At 64.0% G+C, this 22,310-nt stretch carries 23 protein-coding genes; 7 read left to right on the top strand and 16 right to left on the bottom strand.

The features are described from left to right. Positions 1 to 101: 101 nt before the first annotated feature. Entirely contained in the window at positions 102 to 1,577 is a 1,476-nt protein-coding gene (gene gabD / locus ACJ8QI_RS11500; protein ID WP_442532514.1) for an NADP-dependent succinate-semialdehyde dehydrogenase, read from the bottom strand. Between the two features lie 211 nt (positions 1,578 to 1,788). Here gabD and ACJ8QI_RS11495 point away from each other — a divergent pair, with 211 nt between their 5' ends. Further along, on the top strand, positions 1,789 to 2,004 hold the full coding sequence (locus ACJ8QI_RS11495; protein WP_049201387.1) for a glycogen synthesis protein: 216 nt from the start codon (positions 1,789 to 1,791) through the stop codon (positions 2,002 to 2,004). 38 nt (positions 2,005 to 2,042) lie between these two features. Here the strand turns inward: ACJ8QI_RS11495 and ACJ8QI_RS11490 are convergent, their stop codons facing one another. Next, positions 2,043 to 2,957 (bottom strand): pyridoxamine 5'-phosphate oxidase family protein, encoded by a 915-nt coding sequence (locus tag ACJ8QI_RS11490; RefSeq protein ID WP_070914599.1) that lies wholly within the window; start codon positions 2,955 to 2,957, stop codon positions 2,043 to 2,045. 4 nt (positions 2,958 to 2,961) lie between these two features. Beyond that, positions 2,962 to 3,579: a glutathione S-transferase family protein gene (locus tag ACJ8QI_RS11485; RefSeq protein WP_442532513.1), complete on the bottom strand. Its 618-nt coding sequence runs from the start codon at positions 3,577 to 3,579 to the stop codon at positions 2,962 to 2,964. A gap of 99 nt (positions 3,580 to 3,678) precedes the next feature. Here ACJ8QI_RS11485 and ACJ8QI_RS11480 point away from each other — a divergent pair, with 99 nt between their 5' ends. The 5 genes from ACJ8QI_RS11480 (at position 3,679) to ACJ8QI_RS11460 (ending at position 8,571) form a co-directional block, all read left to right on the top strand. Then, complete coding sequence (locus tag ACJ8QI_RS11480; RefSeq protein WP_442532512.1) at positions 3,679 to 4,590, top strand: LysR family transcriptional regulator; 912 nt, start codon at positions 3,679 to 3,681, stop codon at positions 4,588 to 4,590. A gap of 147 nt (positions 4,591 to 4,737) precedes the next feature. Further along, complete coding sequence (locus ACJ8QI_RS11475) at positions 4,738 to 5,535, top strand: alpha/beta hydrolase (protein WP_442532511.1); 798 nt, start codon at positions 4,738 to 4,740, stop codon at positions 5,533 to 5,535. 1 nt (position 5,536) lies between these two features. Further along, a complete protein-coding gene (locus ACJ8QI_RS11470; protein ID WP_442532510.1) occupies positions 5,537 to 5,908 on the top strand; it encodes a RidA family protein in 372 nt (123 codons plus the stop codon). Between the two features lie 57 nt (positions 5,909 to 5,965). Beyond that, the gene (locus tag ACJ8QI_RS11465) at positions 5,966 to 7,153 is read left to right on the top strand and encodes an amino acid aminotransferase (RefSeq protein WP_442532509.1); all 1,188 of its coding nucleotides are present in this window, start codon (positions 5,966 to 5,968) and stop codon (positions 7,151 to 7,153) included. A 20-nt stretch (positions 7,154 to 7,173) separates the two neighbouring features. Beyond that, the gene (locus tag ACJ8QI_RS11460; protein ID WP_442532508.1) at positions 7,174 to 8,571 is read left to right on the top strand and encodes an amino acid permease; all 1,398 of its coding nucleotides are present in this window, start codon (positions 7,174 to 7,176) and stop codon (positions 8,569 to 8,571) included. Between the two features lie 37 nt (positions 8,572 to 8,608). On the opposite strand, the gene paaY is transcribed toward ACJ8QI_RS11460, so the two are convergent. The 13 genes from paaY to paaA all read right to left on the bottom strand — a co-directional run bounded on the left by paaY (position 8,609) and on the right by paaA (position 19,900). Beyond that, the gene (gene paaY / locus ACJ8QI_RS11455) at positions 8,609 to 9,205 is read right to left on the bottom strand and encodes a phenylacetic acid degradation protein PaaY (RefSeq protein WP_021505794.1); all 597 of its coding nucleotides are present in this window, start codon (positions 9,203 to 9,205) and stop codon (positions 8,609 to 8,611) included. Between the two features lie 12 nt (positions 9,206 to 9,217). After that, positions 9,218 to 10,156, bottom strand: a complete 939-nt coding sequence (gene paaX, locus ACJ8QI_RS11450; RefSeq protein ID WP_060439657.1) for a phenylacetic acid degradation operon negative regulatory protein PaaX — start codon at positions 10,154 to 10,156, stop codon at positions 9,218 to 9,220. A gap of 79 nt (positions 10,157 to 10,235) precedes the next feature. Beyond that, a complete protein-coding gene (paaK, locus tag ACJ8QI_RS11445) occupies positions 10,236 to 11,543 on the bottom strand; it encodes a phenylacetate--CoA ligase PaaK (protein ID WP_049201370.1) in 1,308 nt (435 codons plus the stop codon). Positions 11,544 to 11,558: 15 nt separating this feature from the next. Beyond that, a complete protein-coding gene (pcaF, locus tag ACJ8QI_RS11440) occupies positions 11,559 to 12,764 on the bottom strand; it encodes a 3-oxoadipyl-CoA thiolase (RefSeq protein WP_442532507.1) in 1,206 nt (401 codons plus the stop codon). Then, a complete protein-coding gene (gene paaI, locus ACJ8QI_RS11435) occupies positions 12,761 to 13,201 on the bottom strand; it encodes a hydroxyphenylacetyl-CoA thioesterase PaaI (RefSeq protein ID WP_047730362.1) in 441 nt (146 codons plus the stop codon). Before paaI ends, pcaF begins: the two co-directional genes overlap by 4 nt. Further along, positions 13,198 to 14,727 carry a 3-hydroxyacyl-CoA dehydrogenase gene (locus ACJ8QI_RS11430; RefSeq protein WP_442532506.1) on the bottom strand — a complete coding sequence of 510 codons (1,530 nt, stop codon included), beginning with the start codon at positions 14,725 to 14,727 and terminating at the stop codon, positions 13,198 to 13,200. Before ACJ8QI_RS11430 ends, paaI begins: the two co-directional genes overlap by 4 nt. A 2-nt stretch (positions 14,728 to 14,729) precedes the next feature. Beyond that, positions 14,730 to 15,521: a 2-(1,2-epoxy-1,2-dihydrophenyl)acetyl-CoA isomerase PaaG gene (paaG, locus tag ACJ8QI_RS11425; protein WP_033635102.1), complete on the bottom strand. Its 792-nt coding sequence runs from the start codon at positions 15,519 to 15,521 to the stop codon at positions 14,730 to 14,732. 3 nt (positions 15,522 to 15,524) lie between these two features. Beyond that, entirely contained in the window at positions 15,525 to 16,298 is a 774-nt protein-coding gene (gene paaF / locus ACJ8QI_RS11420) for a 2,3-dehydroadipyl-CoA hydratase PaaF (RefSeq protein WP_442532505.1), read from the bottom strand. Positions 16,299 to 16,306: 8 nt separating this feature from the next. After that, entirely contained in the window at positions 16,307 to 17,365 is a 1,059-nt protein-coding gene (paaE, locus tag ACJ8QI_RS11415; protein WP_442532504.1) for a 1,2-phenylacetyl-CoA epoxidase subunit PaaE, read from the bottom strand. Between the two features lie 13 nt (positions 17,366 to 17,378). Further along, a complete protein-coding gene (gene paaD / locus ACJ8QI_RS11410) occupies positions 17,379 to 17,876 on the bottom strand; it encodes a 1,2-phenylacetyl-CoA epoxidase subunit PaaD (protein ID WP_033653577.1) in 498 nt (165 codons plus the stop codon). 9 nt (positions 17,877 to 17,885) lie between these two features. Next, positions 17,886 to 18,644: a 1,2-phenylacetyl-CoA epoxidase subunit PaaC gene (gene paaC / locus ACJ8QI_RS11405; protein ID WP_033635097.1), complete on the bottom strand. Its 759-nt coding sequence runs from the start codon at positions 18,642 to 18,644 to the stop codon at positions 17,886 to 17,888. An 8-nt stretch (positions 18,645 to 18,652) separates the two neighbouring features. After that, a complete protein-coding gene (gene paaB / locus ACJ8QI_RS11400; RefSeq protein WP_004935173.1) occupies positions 18,653 to 18,940 on the bottom strand; it encodes a 1,2-phenylacetyl-CoA epoxidase subunit PaaB in 288 nt (95 codons plus the stop codon). Between the two features lie 21 nt (positions 18,941 to 18,961). Further along, positions 18,962 to 19,900 carry a 1,2-phenylacetyl-CoA epoxidase subunit PaaA gene (gene paaA, locus ACJ8QI_RS11395; protein ID WP_033647856.1) on the bottom strand — a complete coding sequence of 313 codons (939 nt, stop codon included), beginning with the start codon at positions 19,898 to 19,900 and terminating at the stop codon, positions 18,962 to 18,964. A 317-nt stretch (positions 19,901 to 20,217) separates the two neighbouring features. Between paaA and paaZ the strand changes: the two genes are divergently transcribed. Continuing rightward, a complete protein-coding gene (gene paaZ / locus ACJ8QI_RS11390; RefSeq protein WP_442532503.1) occupies positions 20,218 to 22,284 on the top strand; it encodes a phenylacetic acid degradation bifunctional protein PaaZ in 2,067 nt (688 codons plus the stop codon). Positions 22,285 to 22,310 lie beyond the last annotated feature (26 nt).

Raw genomic sequence — 22,310 nt, 5'->3', positions numbered from 1 at the left:
ACTGGAAATTCCTTTTAACCGTTCGAACGAGAGGCCTAAAGGTAGCAAAGGCTTTCCGGATCCGCCAGACAGGGCCCCCGCAGACGCGGAGGCCGATCGCATCAAGCGCCCAAACCGCCAAGGCACAGGTATTTGATCTCGAGATAGTCCTCGATGCCGTATTTTGAGCCTTCGCGGCCCAAACCGGAGTGCTTCATGCCGCCGAACGGCGCCACCTCGGTGGAAATCAGCCCTTCGTTGATGCCGACGATGCCGTACTCCAGCGCTTCGGCCACGCGCATCACCCGGCCGATGTCGCGGCTGTAGAAGTAAGCGGCCAGGCCGAACGGCGTGTCGTTGGCCAGTTCGATGGCTTCCGCTTCCTGGTTGAAGCGGATCAGGGGCGCCACCGGGCCGAACGTTTCCTCGCGGAAGATTTTCGCCGTGCGCGGTACGTCGGTCAGGATGGTCGGGGTGAAGAAATTGCCGCCCAGCGCGTCAGGCTTGCCGCCCAGCAGCACCGAGGCGCCGTGCTCGACGGCGTCGGCGATGTGCTCGCGCACTTTCTCCACCGCGTCCGGGTTAATCAAGGGGCCGATGGTGACGCCATCATCCAGGCCGTTGCCGACTTTCAGCTTGGCGACGGCGGCTTTCAGCTTGGCGGCGAAGGCGTCGTACACGCCGTCCTGCACCAGAAAACGGTTGGTGCAGACACAGGTCTGGCCGGCGTTGCGGTATTTCGAGGCGACCGCGCCGGCCACGGCGGCGTCCAGATCGGCGTCGTCGAAGACGATAAACGGCGCGTTGCCGCCCAATTCCATGCTGGTTTTCTTGATGGTGGGCGCACACTGGGCCAGCAGCTGCGCGCCGACTTCGGTGCTGCCGGTGAAGGAGAGTTTACGCACATCCGGGTTGGCGGTGAGTTCGCCGCCGATGCCTTTGCTGGGGCCGGTGATCACGTTGCACACCCCGGCGGGCAGCCCGGCGCGCTCCGCCAGCACGGCGATCGCCAGCGCCGAGAACGGGGTCTGGCTGGCGGGGCGGATCACCCCGGTGCAGCCGGCGGCCCAGCCGGGGCCGGCTTTGCGGGTGATCATCGCCGCCGGAAAGTTCCACGGGGTGATGGCGGCGAACACGCCGATCGGCTCTTTCTGCACGATGATGCGGCGGCCCGCCTGGGGTTGCGGAATGGTGTCGCCGTAGACCCGCTTGCCTTCCTCGGCGAACCATTCGATAAAGGAGGCGGCATAGGCGATCTCACCGCGGCTTTCAGCCAGCGGTTTGCCCTGTTCCGCCGTCATGATGCGCGCCAGATCCTCCTGATTTTCCATCATCAGCTCAAACAGCCGCCGCAGTTTGCCGGCGCGTTCTTTGGCGGTCAGCGCACGCCAGGCGGGCAGCGCTTTTTTGGCGGCGGCGATGGCGCGTGTGGTTTCTTCTGCGCCGAAGGCCGGCACATGGCCAACCAGCTCGCCGTTGGCGGGGTTATGGATGGCGATCGCGTGGCCTGCTTTGGCCGGCAACCATTGCCCGTCGATATAATTGGCCTCGCGGAACAGCGTGGGGTCCTTGAGGGTAGCGCTGATGCTGGTGCTCATTGGTCTCTTCCTTTGCTGAGTTCAATAGAATGGTCTATCCCATACGGCTACCCTTTACCCTAGCAAACTTTGCCGTCGTCGTTTGCCAGCGTGGCGACAAGATGAGCGTTTTCTTTATGCGCACCTTCTGTACAAAAAATATCCGCCGTCGGGCCGATACTGAAAGAGCAGGCATATGACCCTTTTCGATGTGATTAAAAGGAGTGTGCGAATGATGAAATCAGTGGACAGACATCTCGCGGCCTACGGCAGCGAAATGGATTTTTTGGCGTCGAGTATCGCCCTGATGGAATGGCAAGGGCGGCAGATTGACGCCGGGCAGGTGGCCGGCAATATGTCGGAACAGCAAAGCCGCCTGTTCTTTGCGCGGTTGAGTTATTTTCGTCAGCTTTATCAGGCCGCAGCGGCGGCCGAACACAGCCTGTAATTTCCCGATTCAGCCCCGCCGCAGCGGGGCTTTTCATTTCAGCGGTGCCACACCCCGGTCGCCAGCGTCGCCGGTGAATACTCCAGATCGCGTCCCCGCCACGGCAGCGCCGCCGCAAAGCGCCAGGCGCGGTGAACGTCAAACCGCCAATAGCGTTCCGCCCCTTCAACGCCGGGATCCCCTTGCGCCTGCCAGAGGATCTGCGTTTTTCCTTGCAGGTGCAGCACGTCGCCGCGATCGAAATCGATGAACAGCAGCGCCGCCCGCGGTTCGGCCAGCAGGTTGCCCAACGTATTCATATAGCGGTTGCCGCGAAAGTCCGGCATCCACAGCGTGTCGCCTTCCAGATGGATAAAGCCGGGGCGCCCGCCGCGATGGGAAATATCGACGCCGCCCTGCGTCAGTTCCAGGTGCGCACCGCTGGCGACGAAGCTGGTGTCTGCGGTGCGGATCAGCGCCTGCGCCGCCGCATCGAGCGTCGCTAAATGCTCAACCGGCTGTGGCCGGCTCTCCACCGGGTAGAGTTCGCGGCGCTGAATGTACTGCGGGCAGTTGCCGAAGCTTTGGTGAACGACGATCTCCACCCGGTTTTTATCGGTGCGGCCGACGGTGCCGTTGGCGCGGTTGCGCCGCCGGTTGCTGAAGTCGAGCCCGAGCGCGCCGACCGGTTTGCCGGGCAGCAACAGCGCCTGGGCGGGATCGTCGCTGCGGCGCGGCGCGCTGATGCGCAGGTGCGTGTCGTCCGGCGTGCGTAAAAATCCGGGCGGGCCGCTGAACAGGGTGGCGATGGGCCAGCCCTGGTCGTCCAGCGTGGCGACGAACAGGTAGGGCAGTGCGGCGAAAAACGCGCGGTGCTGATCCGGCATCGCGGGGTAGATGCCACCGCTCACGCGATCGAAACCGGCCAGCGTCTGCGCGCGCAGCTCATCGGGGTGGAACCGTTGCGGGATCATGGCGTCAGCTCGCCGCCGGTGCCGGCAGGGCCGGCATGGCGAAGAAGCCGGGAAGCGTCGCGATGCTCGCCACCCAGCGCCGTATGGCGGGGTAAGGCGCCAGCGAAATGCCGCCTTCGGCCGCGACCGCCACATAGCTGTAGCAGGCCAGATCGGCGATGGTCGCCTGTTCACTGGCCAGATAGCCGCGCTCGCTCAGGTGCTGTTCCATCTGCGGCAGAAAACGATCGCTGATTGCCCGCGCCGCCTGATAATCCTCCGGCACCGCGAACTGGGCGATCAATCGGCAGGAGGCCGGGCCGTAGCGGACTTCGCCGGCGGCTTTGGAAAGCCAGGCCTGCACCCGCGCCGCCGCCGCCGGCTGTTCCGGCAGCCAGTGGCTGTCCGGTGCATAGCGTTTCGCCAGATAAACCAGAATGGCGTTGCTGTCGGCCAGCGTCAGATCGCCGTCCTGCAAGACCGGGATCTGGCCAAACGGGTTGAGCCGGCGAAAGGCCGCGCTCTGCCGCACCTCCGCCGAGGCTTCTACCCATTCATAAGGCAGCGCCAGCATGCGCAGCAGCAACGCCACGCGGTGAACGTGGCCGGAAAGCGGGGTGCCGTAGAGGGTGATGGTGGACATGGCGTTTCTCCTCAGTGCTTTTTTTTCAGCATACTCTTGCGTTGAATGAGCGGAATCCGGCAATGTGGAAATTGATAATTTCACTTATCGGAAGAGTCTATGGATCGGTTAGACGAGTTGACCATCTTCGTGGCGGTGGTGCAGCAGGGCAGCCTGGCGGCCGCCGGGCGCAAACTGCGGCGCTCGGCGCCGGCGATCACCCGGGCGATCGCCGCGCTGGAACAGCGGTTCGGCACCCGGCTGGTGGAGCGCACCACCCGGCGGCTGGCACCCACCGAGGCGGGCGTGCGGTTGCTGGAGCGCGCGCAACAGCTGCTGCAGGATTATCAGGCGGTGGTGCAGGATACCGCCGAAGCGCAGCTGAGCGGCTTGCTGCGCGTTACTTCGCCGGTGCAGTTCGGCCGCCGCTACGTGGCGCCGGTGGTGATGGCGTTTCTCGATGACTACCCGCAGATGCAGATCGAAATGGTGTTGAACGATCGCAATCTCGATCTGATCGACGAAGGGCTGGATATCGCGGTGCGCATCGGCCATCTGCAGGACTCTTCGCGCGTGGCGCGGCGGCTGGGGCAGGTCAGCCGGGTGACGGTCGCCAGCCCGGCTTACCTGGCGCGCTGCGGCGAGCCGCGCTCACCGGCGCAGCTGGCGGAGCATGCCACCATCGTCGGCACTCAGCGGCCGTCGCTGCGTGAATGGCGCTTCGGCCCGCAGGAAAACGGCGAGCGGGTGCGCTTGGCCCCCCGACTGTTGCTCAACGATGTGGAAGCGCAACTGCTGGCGGTGCGCGCCGGCAAAGGCATCGCCCGCCTGCTCTCGTATCAGGTGGCGGACGATGTGGCCGCCGGTACGCTGGTGCGGCTGCTGGCGGACCATGAACCGTTGCCGATGCCGGTACAGCTGGTGGCACAGCAGGCGCAGCGCATGCCGCTGAAGGTACGTGCCTTCTGGGATTATGCGTTTGAGCGGCTAAGCGCATTGCCGCAAATTCAGCCGGACGTGCGGGGAAAATAAGCGCAAAAAGTTTCATGGGTTAAACTTTTTCGCTGCCGGTGTTGTTTTATTTTACCGGGCGCGCATTGCTGATAGACCCGTCTTGACAATAATGTTGCCGGTGCTAATAGTTAATTCATATTTTAAATAATAAACGAAGTTTAATATATGAAACAACTTGCGGGGAGCTATGACAACGGCGCTGCGGTGGATAATGAAGACGCTATTTTGGCTTCATTTCAGACCCGCAGTGCGGCTATTTATCATCAGACGAAACATGAAAAGAATATTGCGTATGGCGAAAGCGAACGCGAGACGATGGATTGGCTCTATTCTGCAAAGCAGCACCAGGGGACGTTAATTTTTATTCACGGCGGCTATTGGCAATTCTGCGATAAGGCGGATTTCGCCTTTATCGCTGCCGGGCCGTTGGCGTTGGGTTTTGACGTGGTGCTGGTGGAATATGCGCTGGCGCCGGCGGTTAATCTTGACGCTATTTGTCGCCAGGTGGGGGCGGCGCTTGATGCTATTCAGCGCCGTCTGCCGCCGCACTATGCCCATCCGGTGCATCTGTGCGGCCATTCCGCCGGCGGGCATCTGGCGGCGTTTTGGCAGCAGCATGCGTTGGTGGAGGCGGTCTTTCCCATCAGCGGCCTATTCGAACTGGCGCCGCTGCAAGAGAGCTATGTGAATCGGGCGCTGCAGCTGACCGCGCGGCAGATTGAAACGCTAAGCCCGGCGCGCCACCCGCCAGCGCGCAGTAAGCCGCTCACGCTGTATTACGGCGCAGCTGAGCTGCCGGAGCTGATCGGTCAGTCGCAACACTATCACGCGGCGCTGCGCCAACGCGGGTTGCCGGCCGAACTGGTCGCGGTGCCCGGCGCCAATCATTTCACCATTCTGGATGCGTTGTTCGCCGCCGACGGCGCGCTGCTTCGCCAACTTGACCACCACGGGAACCACTGACATGCGCGAGATCGTAGAAACCGGGCTGCCGGACATCGGCCAGCCTTTTTCCTGGGCCACCCGGGGCGGCGGCATGCTGTTTACCGCCCATGGCCCGGTGCGGGCGGATGGCAGCATCGAGACCGGCGCGCCGGAGCAACAGATTGCGTTAACCTTCGATAACCTGGCGCAGACGTTGAAGGCGGCGGGCAGCCACAGCGATAAGGTACTGCAGGTGATCGTTTATCTTACCGACGTCAACGACGTTAAATTGCTCGATGATATTTACCGGAAATACTTTAATTATCCTTATCCCAATCGTTCCACGGTTATTGTCGAAAAACTGGTGGTGCCGGGAATGAAAATAGAAATCACCGTCAGCGCCACCGCCTGATTTAATTTTTATTAAGTCTGTCTTCATATTAATTCAATAACGAGTTAAGGATGCGTCATGTTTAAACAGATTGCACCTTCTGCAGCCGATCCTATTATGTCGCTGATGGAAGCCTATTTGCAGGACCCCAATCCGAAAAAAGTGAATTTAGGCATTGGGCTCTATTACGACCGGCAGGGGAATATTCCGCTGATGCAGGCGGTGGAGGCCGCCGAGCAGCGGTTGCTGGCGTTGCGTCGCCCGCACGGTTATCCGCCGATCGAAGGTTCGCCGCAGTTCGCTCGCCAGGTGCAGGCGCTGCTGTTCGGCGAGCAACAGGCGGCCGAGATCGCCACAGTGCAGACCGTCGGCGGCTCCGGTGCGCTAAAGCTGGCGGCGGATTTTTTGCGCCACTTTCTGGCGCGCGGTGACATTTGGGTGTCCGATCCCACCTGGGCCAATCACTGGGCGATATTTGAAGGCGCCGGGCTGCGGGTGAATACCTATCCCTACTTTGACGAAGCGGCGGGCGGCCTGCGTTTCGCCGCCATGCTCGACGCGCTGGACAGCCTGCCACCCGGCAGCGTAGTCCTGTTGCATCCTTGCTGCCATAACCCGACCGGCACCGATCTGACGGCGGAGCAGTGGCGCGCCACGCTCGCCGTGCTGCAGCGGCGTAAGCTGCTGCCGCTGTTCGATCTCGCCTATCAGGGCTTCGGCGACGGGCTGGAGGAGGACTGCTTTGCGTTGCGCGAAGCGCTGAAAACCGATCTGCCGTTTTTGGTCTGCAACTCATTTTCCAAAAACGTGGCGCTGTACGGCCAGCGGCTGGGCGCGCTGTCGGTGCGCTGCGCCGATGCGGAAAACGCCGCCAACGTCAAAGGCGCGTTAAAAACGCTGATCCGCCGCAGCTACTCCTGCCCGCCGACGCACGGCAGCCAGATCGTGGAGACCCTGCTCGGCGACGCCGAACTCGGTGAGCTTTGGCGCAATGAGCTGGCGGAAATGCGCGTGCGCATCAAGCAGATGCGTGAGCAGCTGGCCGCCGGCCTGGCGCGGGGCGGCTCTTCGCTGGAACACCGGCGCATACGCGATCAGCGCGGCATGTTCAGCTATACCGGCCTGAACGAAGCGCAGCTGCAGACCCTGCGGCAGCGCTACGCCATCTATCTGGTTTCGCCCGGCCGCATGTGCCTGCCGGGGCTCAACCCCGGCAATATCGACTACGTGACCGCCGCCATTCTCGACGTCACCCGTACCGCCTAACTTCGCTCGGGAACACAGCCATGCCACAGATGAATGATTTTGAGCATATCGCCCGCCGTCAGGGCGGGTTGAACAAGCATCTTACCGCCGGGCAGATGTCGATGCTGGCGATCGGCGGCGCCATCGGCACCGGGCTGTTTCTCGGCAGCGCCTACGCCATTCAGATGGCGGGGCCGTCGGTATTGCTGAGCTACCTGATCGGCGGCGTTATTGCGCTGCTGTTGATGGGCAGCCTGGCGGAAATGACCTCCGAACACCCGACGCCCGGCTCGTTCGGCGACTACGCCGAATTCTATCTTGGCCCGCTGTTCGGTTTTCTGGTGCGTTATTCCTACTGGTTTTGCGTGGTGCTGGCGGTGGGCACCGAAGTTACCGCCATCGGCATGTACATGCAGTTCTGGTTCCCGGCGACGCCGACCTGGCCGTGGGTGCTGCTGTTCTCGGCGGCGGTGATCGTCATCAATGTGATCGGCGTGAAGTCGTTCGGCCAGGTGGAATACGCGCTGTCCACCGTCAAAGTGACGGCGATCGTGGCGTTCATTCTGATCGGCATCGGCATTCTGGCGTTCTCGGGCAACCCGGCCTACGGCCTGCGCAACCTGACCGCCGGCGGCTTCATGCCGTTTGGCGTCAAGGGCATGTGGTTCGCGGTGATCGTGTCCATCTTCAGCTACCTGAGCATTGAAATGATCGCGGTGGCCGCCGGCGAGGCGAAAAATCCGGTGATTGCGGTGAAGGCAGCGTTCAAGGGCACCATCGTGCGGCTGTTTATCTTCTACATGCTGTCGATCGCCCTGATGCTGGCCATCGTGCCCTGGCGGCAGTCCGGCACCGGCGAAAGCCCGTTCCTGATGGCGATGAACGTGATCCATCTGCCCGCCGCCGCCGGTATTTTCAACTTTATCGTGCTGGTGGCGGCGCTGTCGGCGATGAACAGCCAGCTGTATATCACCACCCGCATGATGTTCTCGCTGTCGCGCGCCGGGCAGGCGCCGGCGGCGTTGGGGCGCGTCAGCCGGCGCGGCATTCCGGTCAATGCGCTGGCGATGTCGTGCATCGGCATCGTGGTGTCTATCGTGCTGAGCCTGGTGGCACCGGAAACGTCGTTCGCCGCCATGATGTCTATTTCGGTGTATGGCGCCTGCTTTACCTGGCTGATGATTTTCGTCACCCACCTGTTCTTCCGCCGCCGGCACCGGCAGACCCACCTGAAGTTCCGCATGTGGGGGTTCCCCTATACCACCTTGCTGGGCGCCGGGCTGATGGCGGCGCTGATGATCTCGACGGCGTTTACCGAATTTTTCCGCATGACGCTGTGGTTCGGTATTCCGTTCACCTTGCTGCTGGTGGTGGCTTATCACGTCCAGAGCCGCCGCGCGGCCGTGCCGTCGCCGTTCAAGGCGCCGGAGGTGGAGTAATAAGGGAAGGGGCTGAGGCGTTCCTCAGCCCCGGGGATTACAGCTGGCTTTTCGGGATCAGGTGGTCGCCGAAGCTCAGGCGTTGGCGGCCCGGTTCGATTTCGGTCAGCGGCGCCACTTCGTGCAGCGAGGATTTGCAGCGCTGTACCAGATCCTGATACTCGCGGGTGCCGGCGATCTTCCAGGCCAGCTCCTGTTCGGTCAGATCGCGCAGCACGCGTGCCGGGCTGCCGACCACCAGCTTGTTGGCTTCGATCACCGCCGCGGCTTTGACGAATGCCATCGCACCGACGATGGTGTTCTCGCCGATCTCCGCGCCGTCCATCACCACCGCGTTCATGCCCACCATCGCATTGCGGCGAATGCGGCAGCCGTGCAGGATGGCGCCGTGGCCGATATGGCCGTCTTCTTCCACCACCGTGTCCTGCTGCGGGAAGCCGTGCATCACGCAGTTATCCTGAATGTTGGCGCCGTCACAGATCACCAGGCGGCCAAAATCGCCGCGCAGGCTGGCATTCGGGCCGATGTACACGTGCTTGCCGACGATCACGTCGCCGATCAGCACCGCCGTCGGGTGCACGTAACTGCTGGGGTCGACGACCGGCGTCAGGCCGTCAATCTGATACACAGGCATAGCGTGAGTTCCTTAAAATGTAGGGTCGCGCGGCAGGCCGCCGAAGCGCCGATAGTAGCCGGCGGCCGGCGCGGGCAGGGCGCCGATGGTGGTTTCCGCCAGCGCGCTGACGTACTCCGTCGCGGCGCGATCGACCTGCTGATAAAGATTGATGCACAGGTTGCGGGCGATCTGGCCCTCCCACTGCGCGGGCAGCAGCGCGTCCGGCAGCAGCGGATCTTTCAACACCACGCGACGGAAGAAGTGAATCAATAATAGCTTAATCTGGAAACAGCGCAGCGGCGTCAGCGCCGCCGGGTCGACTTCGCGCAGCAGCGCCATCAGCGGCCGGAAGGAGACGATAAATTCGTGATAGCCAGCCGCCACCTCGTTTAGCGACCAGCAGTCGGCCACCAAGTTCTGCAGGGTTTGCTCGGAGCGGTTATAGGGATAATCGGCGCGGAAGTAAATCACCTGCTCGCTGGCGTTCAGCTCGCCGAGCAGCGCCGTCACGTCGGTTTGCGCATGGGTGGGGGCGGCCATCAGGTTGCTGGCGATTTGCCCGAACCCGAGCCAGCCCAGCTCTTTTTTCAACCGCGCGCGCTCGTTTTTTTCGGCGCTTTCCAGCAGCAACAGCTCCCACTTGCCGTCCCAGGCGGGCTGCTCGCGCAGATAGATTTTCGATTCGGCGTGGCGGAACTGGCGCATCCCTTGCTCGGTCACGCGGTAGAAGCTGCGGCGGCCTATTTTCTCCACCGCCAGCCAACCCTCTTTCTGCAGGCGGAACACCGAGGTGCGCACGAAGCGATCGCCGAAGCCGAAGGCCTCCAGCAGCGCGCTCAGGCTGCCGAGCCACACTTCGCCGCCGCGGTGGCTGAGCGCGTCGCCGTACAGCGAAATGATCAGCGAGGTGCCGCTGATCGGCTGCGCGTCGACGGCATGGCGAATGAACTCATCCAGTTTATGTTCCATATTTTTCCATGGGTTAGCCTTCGATGAGCCATAACATTACGCCTAATTTGGGGCGGCGTCATCCGTGACGCCGTGCGCCTCAGCGCGGCCGCAAATCGACCACGCGCTGCGCTTTGCCTTCCGAGCGCGGAATATCGCCGCAGTTGGCGATGCTGACGTCGGTGCTGACGCCCACGATCGATTTGATGTGGTGGCGCAGCTGGTGGCAGATGTCGCAACGCTGCTGGTGGCTGAGGCTGAGCGCCGACTCCTTGAGCTCGACGCGCACCGCCAGCGTGTCCAGGTGCCCGCTGCGGCTGACCTGCAGCTGGTAGTGCGGCGACAGCTGCTCGAACTGCATGATCTGCTCTTCCACCTGCGACGGGAAGACGTTGACGCCGCGGATGATCAGCATGTCGTCGGAGCGGCCGGTGATCTTGCCCATGCGGCGCATTTGGCGCGCGTCGCCCGGCAGCAGCCGGGTGAGATCGCGGGTGCGGTAGCGGATCACCGGCAGCGCTTCTTTGGTCAGGGTGGTGAACACCAGTTCGCCGTGTTCGCCGTCCGGCAGAGCAATGCCGGTTTCCGGGCAGATGATCTCCGGCAGGAAGTGGTCTTCCCAAATGGTAGGGCCGCCGCCGCTCTCCAGACACTCCATCGCCACGCCCGGCCCCATCACTTCCGACAGGCCGTAAATATCCAGCGCCTTGATGCCCATGCGGGTTTCGATCTCGTGGCGCAGGGCTTCGGTCCAGGGTTCAGCACCGAACACGCCGAGCCGCAGCGAGCAGCCGCGCGCGTCGCCGCCCATCTTGCGCTCCAGCTCGTCGATCAGCGTCAGGCAATAGGACGGCGTCACCATGATGATGTCGGGTTTGAAATCGAGGATCAGCTGCGCCTGGCGTTCCGTCTGGCCGCCGGACATCGGGATCACCGTCGCGCCGAGCCGCTCCGCGCCGTAGTGTGCGCCCAGGCCGCCGGTGAACAGGCCGTAGCCGTAGGCGACGTGCACCTTGTCTTTGGCGGTGGCGCCGCCGGCGCGCAGACAGCGGGCGACGATATCGGCCCAGTTATCGATGTCGCGCTGGGTGTAACCCACTACCGTCGGGCGGCCGGTGGTGCCCGAGGAGGCGTGGATGCGCACCACCTGTTCCATCGGCACCGCGAAGGTGTCGAACGGGTAGTTGTCGCGCAGATCCTGCTTGGTGGTGTAGGGGAAGCGCGCCAGATCGCTCAGCTGTTTGAGATCGTCGGGGTGCACGCCGGCCTGGTCAAATTTGCGTTTGTACATCGGCACATTGTCGTAGGCGTGGTGCAGCGTCCACTTCAGACGCGTCAGCTGCAACGCTTCAATCTCATCGCGCGAGGCGAATTCGATCGTTTCGAGGGGCTGTGGATTTATTGTCATGGTTAGCCTCAGGGGTCAGACACGCTCAATGATCATGGCGATGCCTTGGCCGACGCCGATGCACATGGTGCAAAGCGCGTAGCGGCCGGCTCGCCGTTCCAGTTCAAACAGGGCGGCCAGCGCCAGGCGCGCGCCGCTCATGCCCAGCGGATGCCCCAGGGCGATCGCGCCGCCGTTGGGGTTGACCTGCGGGGCATCGTCCGGCAGGCCAAGCTGGCGCATCACCGCCAACGCCTGGGCGGCGAACGCTTCGTTCAGTTCGATAACGTCCATCTGCGCCAGGTTCAGCCCGGCGATTTCCAGCACCTTGCGGGTGGCCGGCAGCGGGCCGATGCCCATCAGCCGCGGCTCCACGCCGCAGGTGGCGGTGGCAACGATGCGCGCGCGCGGCGTCAGCCCCTGGCGCGCCGCCATCGCTTCGGAGGCGACGATCAGGGCCGCCGCACCGTCGTTCAGGCCCGAGGCGTTGCCGGCGGTGACGCTGCCGGGCTGACGGAACGGGGTTTTCAGCGCTTGCAGCTGATCAAAGGTGGTGTCGGGGCGCGGGTGTTCATCCAGGCTGAACAGCGTCACCGCGCCTTTTTTGCCGGTGAGGCTGACCGGGGCTATCTCCTGCGCAAGGTGGCCCAGCGCCTGCGCCCGGGCGGCGCGCTGCTGGCTGCGCAGCGCAAAGGCGTCCTGATCGGCACGGCTGATGTTGAACTGCGCCGCGACGTTTTCGGCGGTCTCCGGCATTGAATCGGTGCCGAACTCGGCCTGCATCCGCGGGTTGACGAAGCGCCAGCCGAGGGTGGTGTCGTACAGCTGCGCCTGGCGGCTGAAGGCACTGTCTGCCTTGCCCATCACCAGCGGCGCGCGGGTCATCGATTCCGCGCCGCCCGCCAGCAGCAGCCCGGCGTCACCGGCCTTGATGCTGCGCGCCGCCATCGCCAGCGCATCCAGGCCCGAACCGCACAGGCGGTTCACCGTGGTGCCGGACACGCCGACCGGCACGCCGGCCAGCAGCAGCGCCATGCGTGCCAGGTTGCGGTTGTCTTCCCCGGCCTGGTTGGCGCAGCCGAGGATCACGTCGTCCAGCTGCGCCCAATCGACCTGCGGATGGCGTTCCAACAGCACGCGCAGCGGCAGGGCGGCGAGGTCGTCGGCGCGCACCTGGGCCAGCGCGCCGCCATAGCGGCCGATCGGGGTACGCACGCCGTCGCAGATAAATGCCTGATTCATGCCTGATCTCCTAAAATGCTGTGGCCGAGGCGGTGCGCGCGGCCGCGGAACCAGGCGACGGTTTTGCCCCGTTGGTTAACGATTTCGACGTCATACAGCCCGGTGGCTTTGCCCTGATGGCGCATCTCCGCGCTGGCGGTGAGGCGATCGCCGGCCAGCGCCGGGCGGACGAAGTCGATGCTGCAGCCGGAGGCCACCGCCGCCAACCCCTGGCTGTTGCAGGCGTAGGCGAAGGCGGTGTCCGCCAGGCTGAACAGCTGGCCGCCGTGGCAGGTCTGGTGGCCGTTGAGCATCTGCGGGCCGACGGTCATGCTGACCTGAGCGTACCCGGCGTCGACGGCATCGATGTGCATCCCCATCGCCTGAGCGCAGGTATCTTGTTGGAACATCTGTTCGGCGCAGCGCTGAGCCAGCGCGCGTGGCGTATTGGCGTTCATCGTTCGGCTCCTGGGAAAGAGGCGGGGGAAGCGTAGCGGCGCAGCAGCGGCATCGGGCGATAGCGCGCTTCGCCGTAATAGCGTTGCAGGTTTTCCAGCGTAGTCAGAATGTGGCGCCAGCCGAGCGCGGCGCCCCAGGCCAGCGGCCCGCGCGGATAGTTGACGCCGCGCAGCATCGCCAGATCGGTATCTTCGGCGCTGGCGACGCCTTTATTCACCACGTCGAGCGCTTCGTTGGCCAGCATGGCCAGGGTGCGCATCGTCAGCAGGCCGGGGTAATCCGGCAACGGAATGACCTGCTTGCCGAGGGACTGCAGCAGGCGAATCGCTTTGGCATTGTGTTGCGCATCGTTTTGCGCCGCGCAGCTGATGGCGATGGCGGAGGCGTGCGCATAGTCGGCACAGAGATCGAACAGCACCACGGGCGTTCCACGTTCGTCGGCCAGTTGGCCGGCGGTTTTACCATTGGTTAACATCAGTGTAACGTCGTCGATCGTGACGTGTGGGCTGGTCTGGCCAGGTTGTTTGATCGCCCCCGCATTTTCGCTTAACAGCTGCGCCAAATCGGCCAGCGAAGACCAGTCGCCGTGCAGCGTAACGCGTTGCGGCAGTGCGCCCTGCGCCGGTGGCGCAAAGGCGATCGCGGCGGCGGATCGCGGCGCGTCGTAGCGGTAGAAACCGCGGCCGGATTTACGGCCGAGGTGTCCGGCGGCCACCAGCTCCTGCTGCACCAGTGAGGGCGTGAAGCGCGGATCCTGATAGAAGGCCTGATACACCGATTCGGTCACGGCGTAATTGACGTCCTGGCCGATCAGATCGGTCAATTGCAGCGGGCCCATGGCGAAACCGCCGGCGTCGCGCAATACCGCATCCAGCGTGGCGGCGTCGGCCACCTGTTCCTCCAGCGCGCGCAGGGTTTCGGCATAGAACGGCCGCGCCACGCGGTTGACGATAAATCCCGGCGTCGAGCGGCACACGACGCTCTGCTTACCCCAGCGCTGTGCCAGGGCCTGCAGCGCGGCGAGGGTCTCGGCGCCGGTCTCCAGGCCGCTGACGATCTCCACCAGCTTCATCAGCGGCGCCGGGTTGAAGAAGTGCAGCCCGGCCATGCGGGCCGGGTGTTGCAGTGCCCCGGCGATGGCGGTGATCGACAGCGAAGAGGTATTGCTGGCGAACAGCGTCGTGGGCGAGCAGAGCGCCTCCAGATCGCGGAACAGACCCTGTTTGATCGCCAGATTTTCCGCCACCGCTTCAATCACCAGCGTGCAGTCGGCCAACTGCACGAGCGAGTCGGCGCGTTCGAGGCGCGCCAGCAGCGCTTCGGTGGTCGTGGCGTCGGCCTTGCCGTCGTCGACCCGCTGGCGCAGGCGGCGAGCGAGATCGTCGATCGCGTGCTGGGCGGCGGCGGGCGCGATATCGAACAGCCGCACCGGGTGGCCGGCGGCGGCGGCCACCTGGGCGATGCCGATGCCCATGGTGCCGGCGCCGATCACCGCCACCTGGCCGTTAAGAAGGGGCGCGTTCATGGCTATTTCCCGCTGAAGTTTGGCGTGCGTTTGGCAAAGAACGCGCTGACGCCTTCGCGATAGTCGTCGCTGCGGCCGCCCAGGCGCTGCAGATCGCGCTCCAGATCGAGCTGCTGATCGAGGCTGTTGGTGGCCGAGCTGTAGAGGGCTTTCTTGATCAGCCCCAGACCGTAGGTCGGCTGGGTGGCCAGATGGCGCGCCAGCGTTTGCGTGCGGTCGGCCAATTCATCCGCCGGCACCACCTGCCAGATCATGCCCCACGCCAGCGCCTGTTGGGCGCTGATTTTGTCACCCAGCATGGCCATGCCCATCGCGCGGGCGTGGCCGGCCAGCCGCGGCAGGAACCAGCTGCCGCCGGAGTCAGGTACCAGCCCAAGACGGCAGAACGACTGAATGAAGCTGGCATTGTCGGCGGCGATGACGATATCGCACGCCAGGGCCAGCGCGGCGCCGGCGCCGGCCGCCACGCCGTTGACCGCGCACACCACCGGCTTCGGCAGGGCGGTCAGGCGACGGATCAGGGGGTTGTAGAAACGTTCGACCGACAGGCCGAGATCCGGCGCCTGTTGATCGGCGCTGACGTTGCGATCGTTGAGATCCTGCCCGGCGCAGAAACCGCGCCCGGCGCCGGCGATCAGCAGGCAGCGCACGCTGTCGTCGCGCTCGGCTTGCGTCAGCGCTTCACTCAGCTGGCGATGCATCTCGTCGTTAAAGCTGTTGAGCCGATCCGGCCGGTTGAGGGTCAGCGTCAACACGCCGGCGTCGAGATGGCTGAGAATCAATGCGTTATCCATAAATCAGCGCCCCTGATAGTTTGGCGTACGTTTTTCGAAAAAGGCGGCGATGCCTTCGCGGCGATCGTCGGTGGCGGCCAGGGTGACGAACTGCTGACGCTCCATCGTCAGCCCCTGGCTAAGGCCGATTTCCTCGGCCTGTTTCAGCGCCTGTTTGGCGGCGCGCAGCGCAAGCGGCGCCTGACGGCTGATGCGATCGGCAATCTGCTGCGTGCGTTCCAGCGTCAGGGCATCGACGCACACTTCGCTGATAAGGCCGGCCTGCAGCGCGGTGCGGGCGTCGATGGGCTCGCCGGTCAGCACCATCTGGCTGGCGCGCGACTTGCCGACGCAGCGGATCAGGCGCTGGGTGCCCCCGGCGCCCGGCATCAGGCCGAGGGTGATCTCCGGCAGGCCGAAGCGGGCGCTTTCGCCGCCGATGACGATGTCGCAGGCCAGCGCCAGCTCGCAGCCGGCGCCCAGGGCATAACCGTTCACCGCCGCCAGCAGCGGCTTGCTGAACTGCGCCAGCCGCTGCCACAGCTGCGGACGGCGATCCGCCAGTGCGGCCGGCAGATCCTGCTGTTGCAGTTCGCGCAGATCGGCGCCGGCGGCGAAGAAGCGCGCCGCACCGGCGATCACCACGGCGCCCACGCCGCTGTCGGCGTCGGCCTGCTCCAGGCGAGCAACCAGATGTTCTAGACACGGCGTGCTCAGGGCGTTGCGCGCCTCCGGGCGATGCAGCGTCAGCGTGACCACGCGGTGCTGCTGCTGATGCAAAATAAAGGGGGTGTCCATCGCGGCTCCTAGACGTCGAAGTCCAATACCACGCCGTCGCCTTTCGGCCACGACTGGCAGCTCAATACGTAGCCTGCCGCCAGCTGATCCGGCTCCAGGCTGTAGTTAACGCCCATCTCCACCTGGCCGGCCTTCAGACGGCATTTGCAGGTGGCGCATACGCCGCCTTTGCAGGCGTAGGGCAGGTCGGCGCCCTGGCGCAGCGCGGCGTCGAGAATGCTGTCGTCCTGTTCGCCGACCTCGATATCCAACCGGCGGCCGTCGAGCAGGATCGCCACTCGGGTGGCGTTGCGATCGCCGCTGCTTCGCGGGCGGACGACCAGGCCGCTGGTGTTGAAGCGTTCACTGTGGATGTGGTTGGCCGGGACGCCGGCCTGTTCCAGCACGGTTTGTGCGTCGTCCATCATCGATTCCGGCCCGCAGATAAAGGCGTGGTCATAGTCGCGGAAATCCAGCAGCGCGCCGCCGATCGCCGTCAGGCGTTCACGGTCGATGCGGCCGCTGAGCAGCGGGCTGTCGAGACTTTCCTGGCTGAACAGATACAGCTGCTGAAAACGCTGCGGGTAGCGATTTTTCAGATCCGACAGCGCCTCTTTGAACATCATCGTACGGCTGTTGCGGTTGCCGTAGATCAGGGTGATGCTGCTGCCCGGTTCGAGCAGCAGCGTCGCCTTGATGATCGACAGCATCGGCGTGATGCCGGAGCCGGCGGCGATCGCCAGGTAGTTGCCGTGGCGCTCTGCCTGCGGCTGGTAGCCGAAGCGCCCCTGAGGCACCATCACCTCCAGCGCGTCGCCGACCTTCAGCATGCGGTTGACGAAGCCGGAGAAGCGCCCCTGGTCAATCGCCTTCACGCCGATCTGCAGCAGGCCTTCCTGCGGCGAACTGCAGATGGAGTAGCAACGCCGCAGCTCTTCGCCGTTGACCAACGCCTTGAGCGTCAGGTGCTGGCCGGGGGTATAGCGGTATTGGTTTTGCAGCTCTTCGGGCACCCGCAGGGTGATGGCTACGGCGTCCGGCGTTTCGCGCTCGATGGCGGCGACGTTCAGGCGATGAAAGACCGTCATGGTGTCAGCGCTCCTATATGCATTTGAAATAATCGAACGGTTCCCGGCAGTCGCAGCAGCGGTACAGCGCTTTACAGGCGGTGGAGCCGAACTCGCTGATCTTCTCGCTGTGGGTGCTGCCGCAGCGCGGGCAGGCTACCGGGCCGTGGGCGTGCGGCCGATCGCAGGTGTGGCCCTGCGGTGGCGCTACGCCGTATTGCCGCAGCCGCTCGCGGGCGTCGGCGTTCATCCAGTCGGTGGTCCAGGCCGGGCTGAGGCGAATGTCCACCTGCACCGGGCTGAAGCCGGCGGCCGCCAGCCGCTGCTCGATGGCGTTGAGCAGAAATTCGGTGGCCGGGCAGCCGGAGTACGTCGGGGTGAAGGTCACGCGCCAGCCCGCGCCGTCGCGCGCTACGTCGCGCACCATGCCCAAATCGGTGATCGACAGCACCGGCAGTTCGGGATCGCTGATCTGCTGCAGGCAGTGCCAAATCTGCGGGATTTCGGCGGGTTGCAAACGGGTGACGTTCATCGTGGCCTCCTACCATTGACCGTTTGGATAGGCGCGCTGCAGGAACTGCATTTCCGCCAGCAGAGGGCCGAGGTGTTCGCTGTGCCGGCCTTGCTTGCCGCCGTGCCGGAACGCCTGCTCGGCAGGCAGCGCCAGCGTCGCCTGGCGCAGCGTCTCTTCCACCTGCGCTTGCCAGGGGGCCTGCAGTTCGCGCGGATCGACGGCGATGCCTTGTTCTGCCAGTTCCAGCTCCAGCGCGTCGGCGTGGAACAGCTCGGCGGTGAACCGCCACAGGTTATCCAGCGATTGCTGGATCTTGCGGTGGCTGACGTCGTTGCCGTCGCCCAGGCGGATCATCCAGCCGTGGCTGAAGCGCAGGTGATAATCGGCCTCCTTCAATGACTTGGCGGCGATGGCGGCGATCTGCGCATCGCGGCTGCGGCTCAGCGCCTGGTGCAGCTGTACGTGGTAGGCATCGAGCAGGAACTGACGCACCAGCGTGTCGTTGAAACCGCCGTTCGGCTGCTCCGCCAACAGCAGGTTATGAAACTGGCGCTCGTCGCGGCCGAAGGCCAGGCTGTCTTCGCTGCAGGGCGGGCCGGCCAGTTCGGCGGCGTAACCCAGAAAGTTGCGCGCCTGGCCGAGCAGATCGAGCCCGATGTTGGCCAACGCCAGATCGATTTCCAGCTCGGGCGCGTGGCCGCACCAGGCGCACAGGCGCTGGGCGAGGATCAGAGGCGTGTCGCCCTGGCGGAGCAAATAGCTGATGCGCGGATCGTTAACCGTCATGGTCGCCTCTACATGTTCTTGATGCCGTCGGGAATGGTGTAAAACGTCGGATGACGGTAGATCTTGTCTTCGGACGGATCGAAGAACGCGCCGCGATCTTCCGGCTGCGAGGCGATCAGATGGCGCGACTGCACCACCCAGATCGAGCAGCCTTCGTTGCGGCGCGTATAGGCGTCGCGGGCATTTTCCAGCGCCATTTGGTCGTCGGCGGCGTGCAGGCTGCCGACGTGGCGATGCGCCAGCCCTTGTTTGCTGCGGATAAACACTTCATACAGCGGCCATTCAACGTGGCTCATGATCTCGTTTCCTTATGTTGGCTATGCGGCGGAGGCGGCGTTTTTCGCGGCGTGGGCCATGGCGCCGTCGCGTACCCAGGCGCCGTCTTCCCAGGCGCGGCGTTTGGCCTGCAGGCGTTCGTGGTTGCATTGACCGCGCCCTTTGATCACCTCATGCAGTTCGCTCCAGTCGATCTCGCCGAAGCGATAGTGGCCGGCGGCCTCGTCCCAGGTAAGGCTCGGGTCCGGCGCCGTCATGCCCAGCGCCTCAAGCTGCGGCACGGTGTTGTCGACGAATTTCTGCCGCAGCTCATCGTTGCTGTGGCGTTTGATTTTCCACGCCATGCTCTGGGCGCTGTGGGGGGAGTCGGCGTCGCTCGGGCCAAACATCATCAGCACCGGCCACCAGAAGCGATCGATAGCGTCCTGCAACATGGCGCGCTGCGTGTCGCTGCCGTTGGCCATCGCCATCACCGCCTCGTAGCCCTGGCGCTGGTGGAAGCTTTCCTCTTTGCAGATTTTCACCATCGCCCGCGCATAGGGGCCGTAGGACGCGCGGCACAGCGCCACCTGGTTGACGATGGCGGCGCCGTCGACCAGCCAGCCGATCACGCCGATATCCGCCCAGTTGAGCGTGGGGTAATTGAAGATAGAGGAGTACTTCATCTTGCCGTCGAGCATCTTTTGGTAGATGTCCTGGCGCGAACAGCCGAGGGTCTCGGCGGCGCTGTAGAGGTACAGACCGTGGCCGGCTTCGTCCTGCACCTTGGCCAGCAGCACCGCCTTGCGGCGCAGCGTGGGGGCGCGCGTCAGCCAGTTGGCTTCCGGCAGCATGCCGATGACTTCCGAATGGGCGTGTTGGCCAATCTGCCGAATCAGGTTCTGACGGTAGGCGTCCGGCATCCAGTCTTTGGCCTCAATGGCGATGTCCGCCGCGATCTTGTCGTCGAAATGCTGCTGATACTGTGCGTCAGTTGTCATGCTTGCCTCTTGGTGATTCGTATTTTTCACATTGAACATAAAAATGTGAATCACTTTAACTAACCATAAGGCTACAAACTGATAACAAAAAGATCAAACGTAATTCATGTGGTTTTGCGAGGTTACTCACAAGGTGATTTGTTATTTTGTTGATTTTATTTGATAAATAAAGTGATTAATTCCTTGTTTATAGCAGGTCAAATGCCCCGAAAGCGCCTTTTGTTTTCTTTTTGTTAAAATTTGGTTTGGCGTGGGCTGGCATTTATGTGATACGTAATTAAGCTATAGGGTGAAAATTTATGAATTTCGGAGGGCACATGCAGCAGTTACACAGTTATCTTTCTGGCGCCTGGGTGTACGGGCAGGGAGAGGGGCGCGAGATCCGCCATGCCGTGACCGGCGAGGCGCTGTACCAGGTCTGCTCCGACGGCCTGCCGTTGGCGGCGAGCCTGAGCTATGCGCGCAGCCACGGCGGCCCGGCGCTGGCGCACATGACGTTCCAGCAGCGCGCCCAGATGCTGAAAGCGGTGGCGAAACACCTGCTGGCGCATAAAGAGGCGCTGTATCACATTTCCTATCAAACCGGCGCGACGCGCAGCGACGGCTGGGTTGATATTGAGGGCGGCATCGCCACGCTGTTCGCCTATGCCGGCATGGCCGGCCGCGATCTGCCGGACGATACCCTGTGGCCGGAAGACGAGCTGATCCCATTGTCGAAACAAGCGCAGTTCGCCGCCCGCCACGTGCTGACCTCGCGCCCCGGCGTGGCGCTGCACATCAACGCCTTCAACTTCCCGTGCTGGGGCATGCTGGAAAAACTGGCGCCGACCTGGCTGGCGGGCATGCCGGCCATCATCAAGCCGGCCACCGCTACCGCGCAGCTGACGCAGGCGATGGTCAGGCTGATCGTCGACAGCGGGCTGGTGCCGGAAGGGGCGCTGCAGCTGGTTTGCGGCGGCGTCGGCGACATGTTTGCGCACCTGGATTACCAGGATGCGGTGACTTTCACCGGTTCGGCGCAGACCGGACAGCGGCTACGGGCACACCCGCGCCTGCTGGAGAAATCGATCGCGTTCACCATGGAGGCGGATTCGCTCAACTGTTGCGTGCTGGCGGAAGACGTGACGCCGGAGATGCCGGAGTTTGCGCTGTTCATCAAAGAAGTGTGCCGTGAAATGACCGCCAAGGCGGGGCAGAAATGCACCGCGATCCGCCGCATCATCGTGCCGGCGGCGCAGGTGGCGGCCGTGCGTCAGGCCTTGTTGCAGCGCCTGGCGGGGGTGACGGTAGGCGACCCGCAGCTGGAGCAGGTGCGCATGGGGGCGTTGGTCAGCCACGAGCAGCGTGATGATGTGCAAAGCAAGGTGGATTTCCTGCTGCGCAACGGCTGCGAACCGCTCTGTGGCGCGGCGCTGGATAAGCTGGAGGTTCTGGGCGACGGTGCGCGCGGCGGGGCGTTTTATCCGCCGACCCTGCTGTATTGCGCCGATCCGCTCACCCATCAGGCGGTGCACGGCACTGAGGCCTTCGGCCCGGTGGCGACGCTGATGCCGTATGCGGATACCGAGCAGGCGATCGCGTTGGCGTTGCTGGGGCAGGGCAGCCTGGCGGGATCGCTGGTAACTGCCGATCCGGCATTGGCCAAGCGCTTCATTCGCGCGGCGGCCTGCGCTCACGGCCGCATGTTGATTTTGGATGAGCAGGCGGCGGCGGAGTCCACCGGCCACGGTTCGCCGTTGCCGATGCTGGTGCACGGCGGCCCGGGGCGCGCCGGCGGCGGTGAAGAGCTGGGTGGGCTGCGCGCGGTGAAGCACTATATGCAGCGCACGGCGATCCAGGGCAGCCCGGCGATGCTGGCGGCCATCGGCGGTGAATGGGTGCGCGGCGCGCCGGTCGTCGAGCATCCGGTGCATCCGTTCCGGAAATACTTCGAGCAGCTGCAGCTGGGCGACAGCCTGTTGACCGCGCGCCGCACCGTGACCGAAGCGGATATCGTCAACTTCGCCTGCCTGAGCGGCGACCATTTCTACGCGCACATGGACAAGATCGGCGCCGCCGACTCGCTGTTCGGCGAACGGGTGGCGCACGGTTACTTTGTGGTGTCCGCCGCGGCCGGGCTGTTTGTTGACGCCGCCGTCGGGCCGGTGATCGCCAACTACGGCATGGAGAATCTGCGCTTTATCGAGCCGGTGAAGATCGGCGACACCATTCAGGTGCGGTTGACCTGCAAAAAGAAAATCCGCAAGCCGCAGAAAACCGCCGAAGATCGCCCGCACGGCGTAGTGGTGTGGGATGTGCAGGTGTTGAATCAGGAACAGCAGCCGGTGGCGCTGTACAGCATTCTGACGCTGGTGGCGCGCCAACAGGGGGATTTCGAGGCGTGATGCGCGTTTGCCGCCGCCGGTAACAC

The sequence above is a fragment of the Serratia sp. CY84636 genome (assembly GCF_052166245.1).
GTDB classification, from domain to species: domain Bacteria; phylum Pseudomonadota; class Gammaproteobacteria; order Enterobacterales; family Enterobacteriaceae; genus Serratia; species Serratia nevei.
Note: the sequence above shows the minus strand (reverse complement) of the source record. Positions and strands in the feature narration are given on the sequence as shown.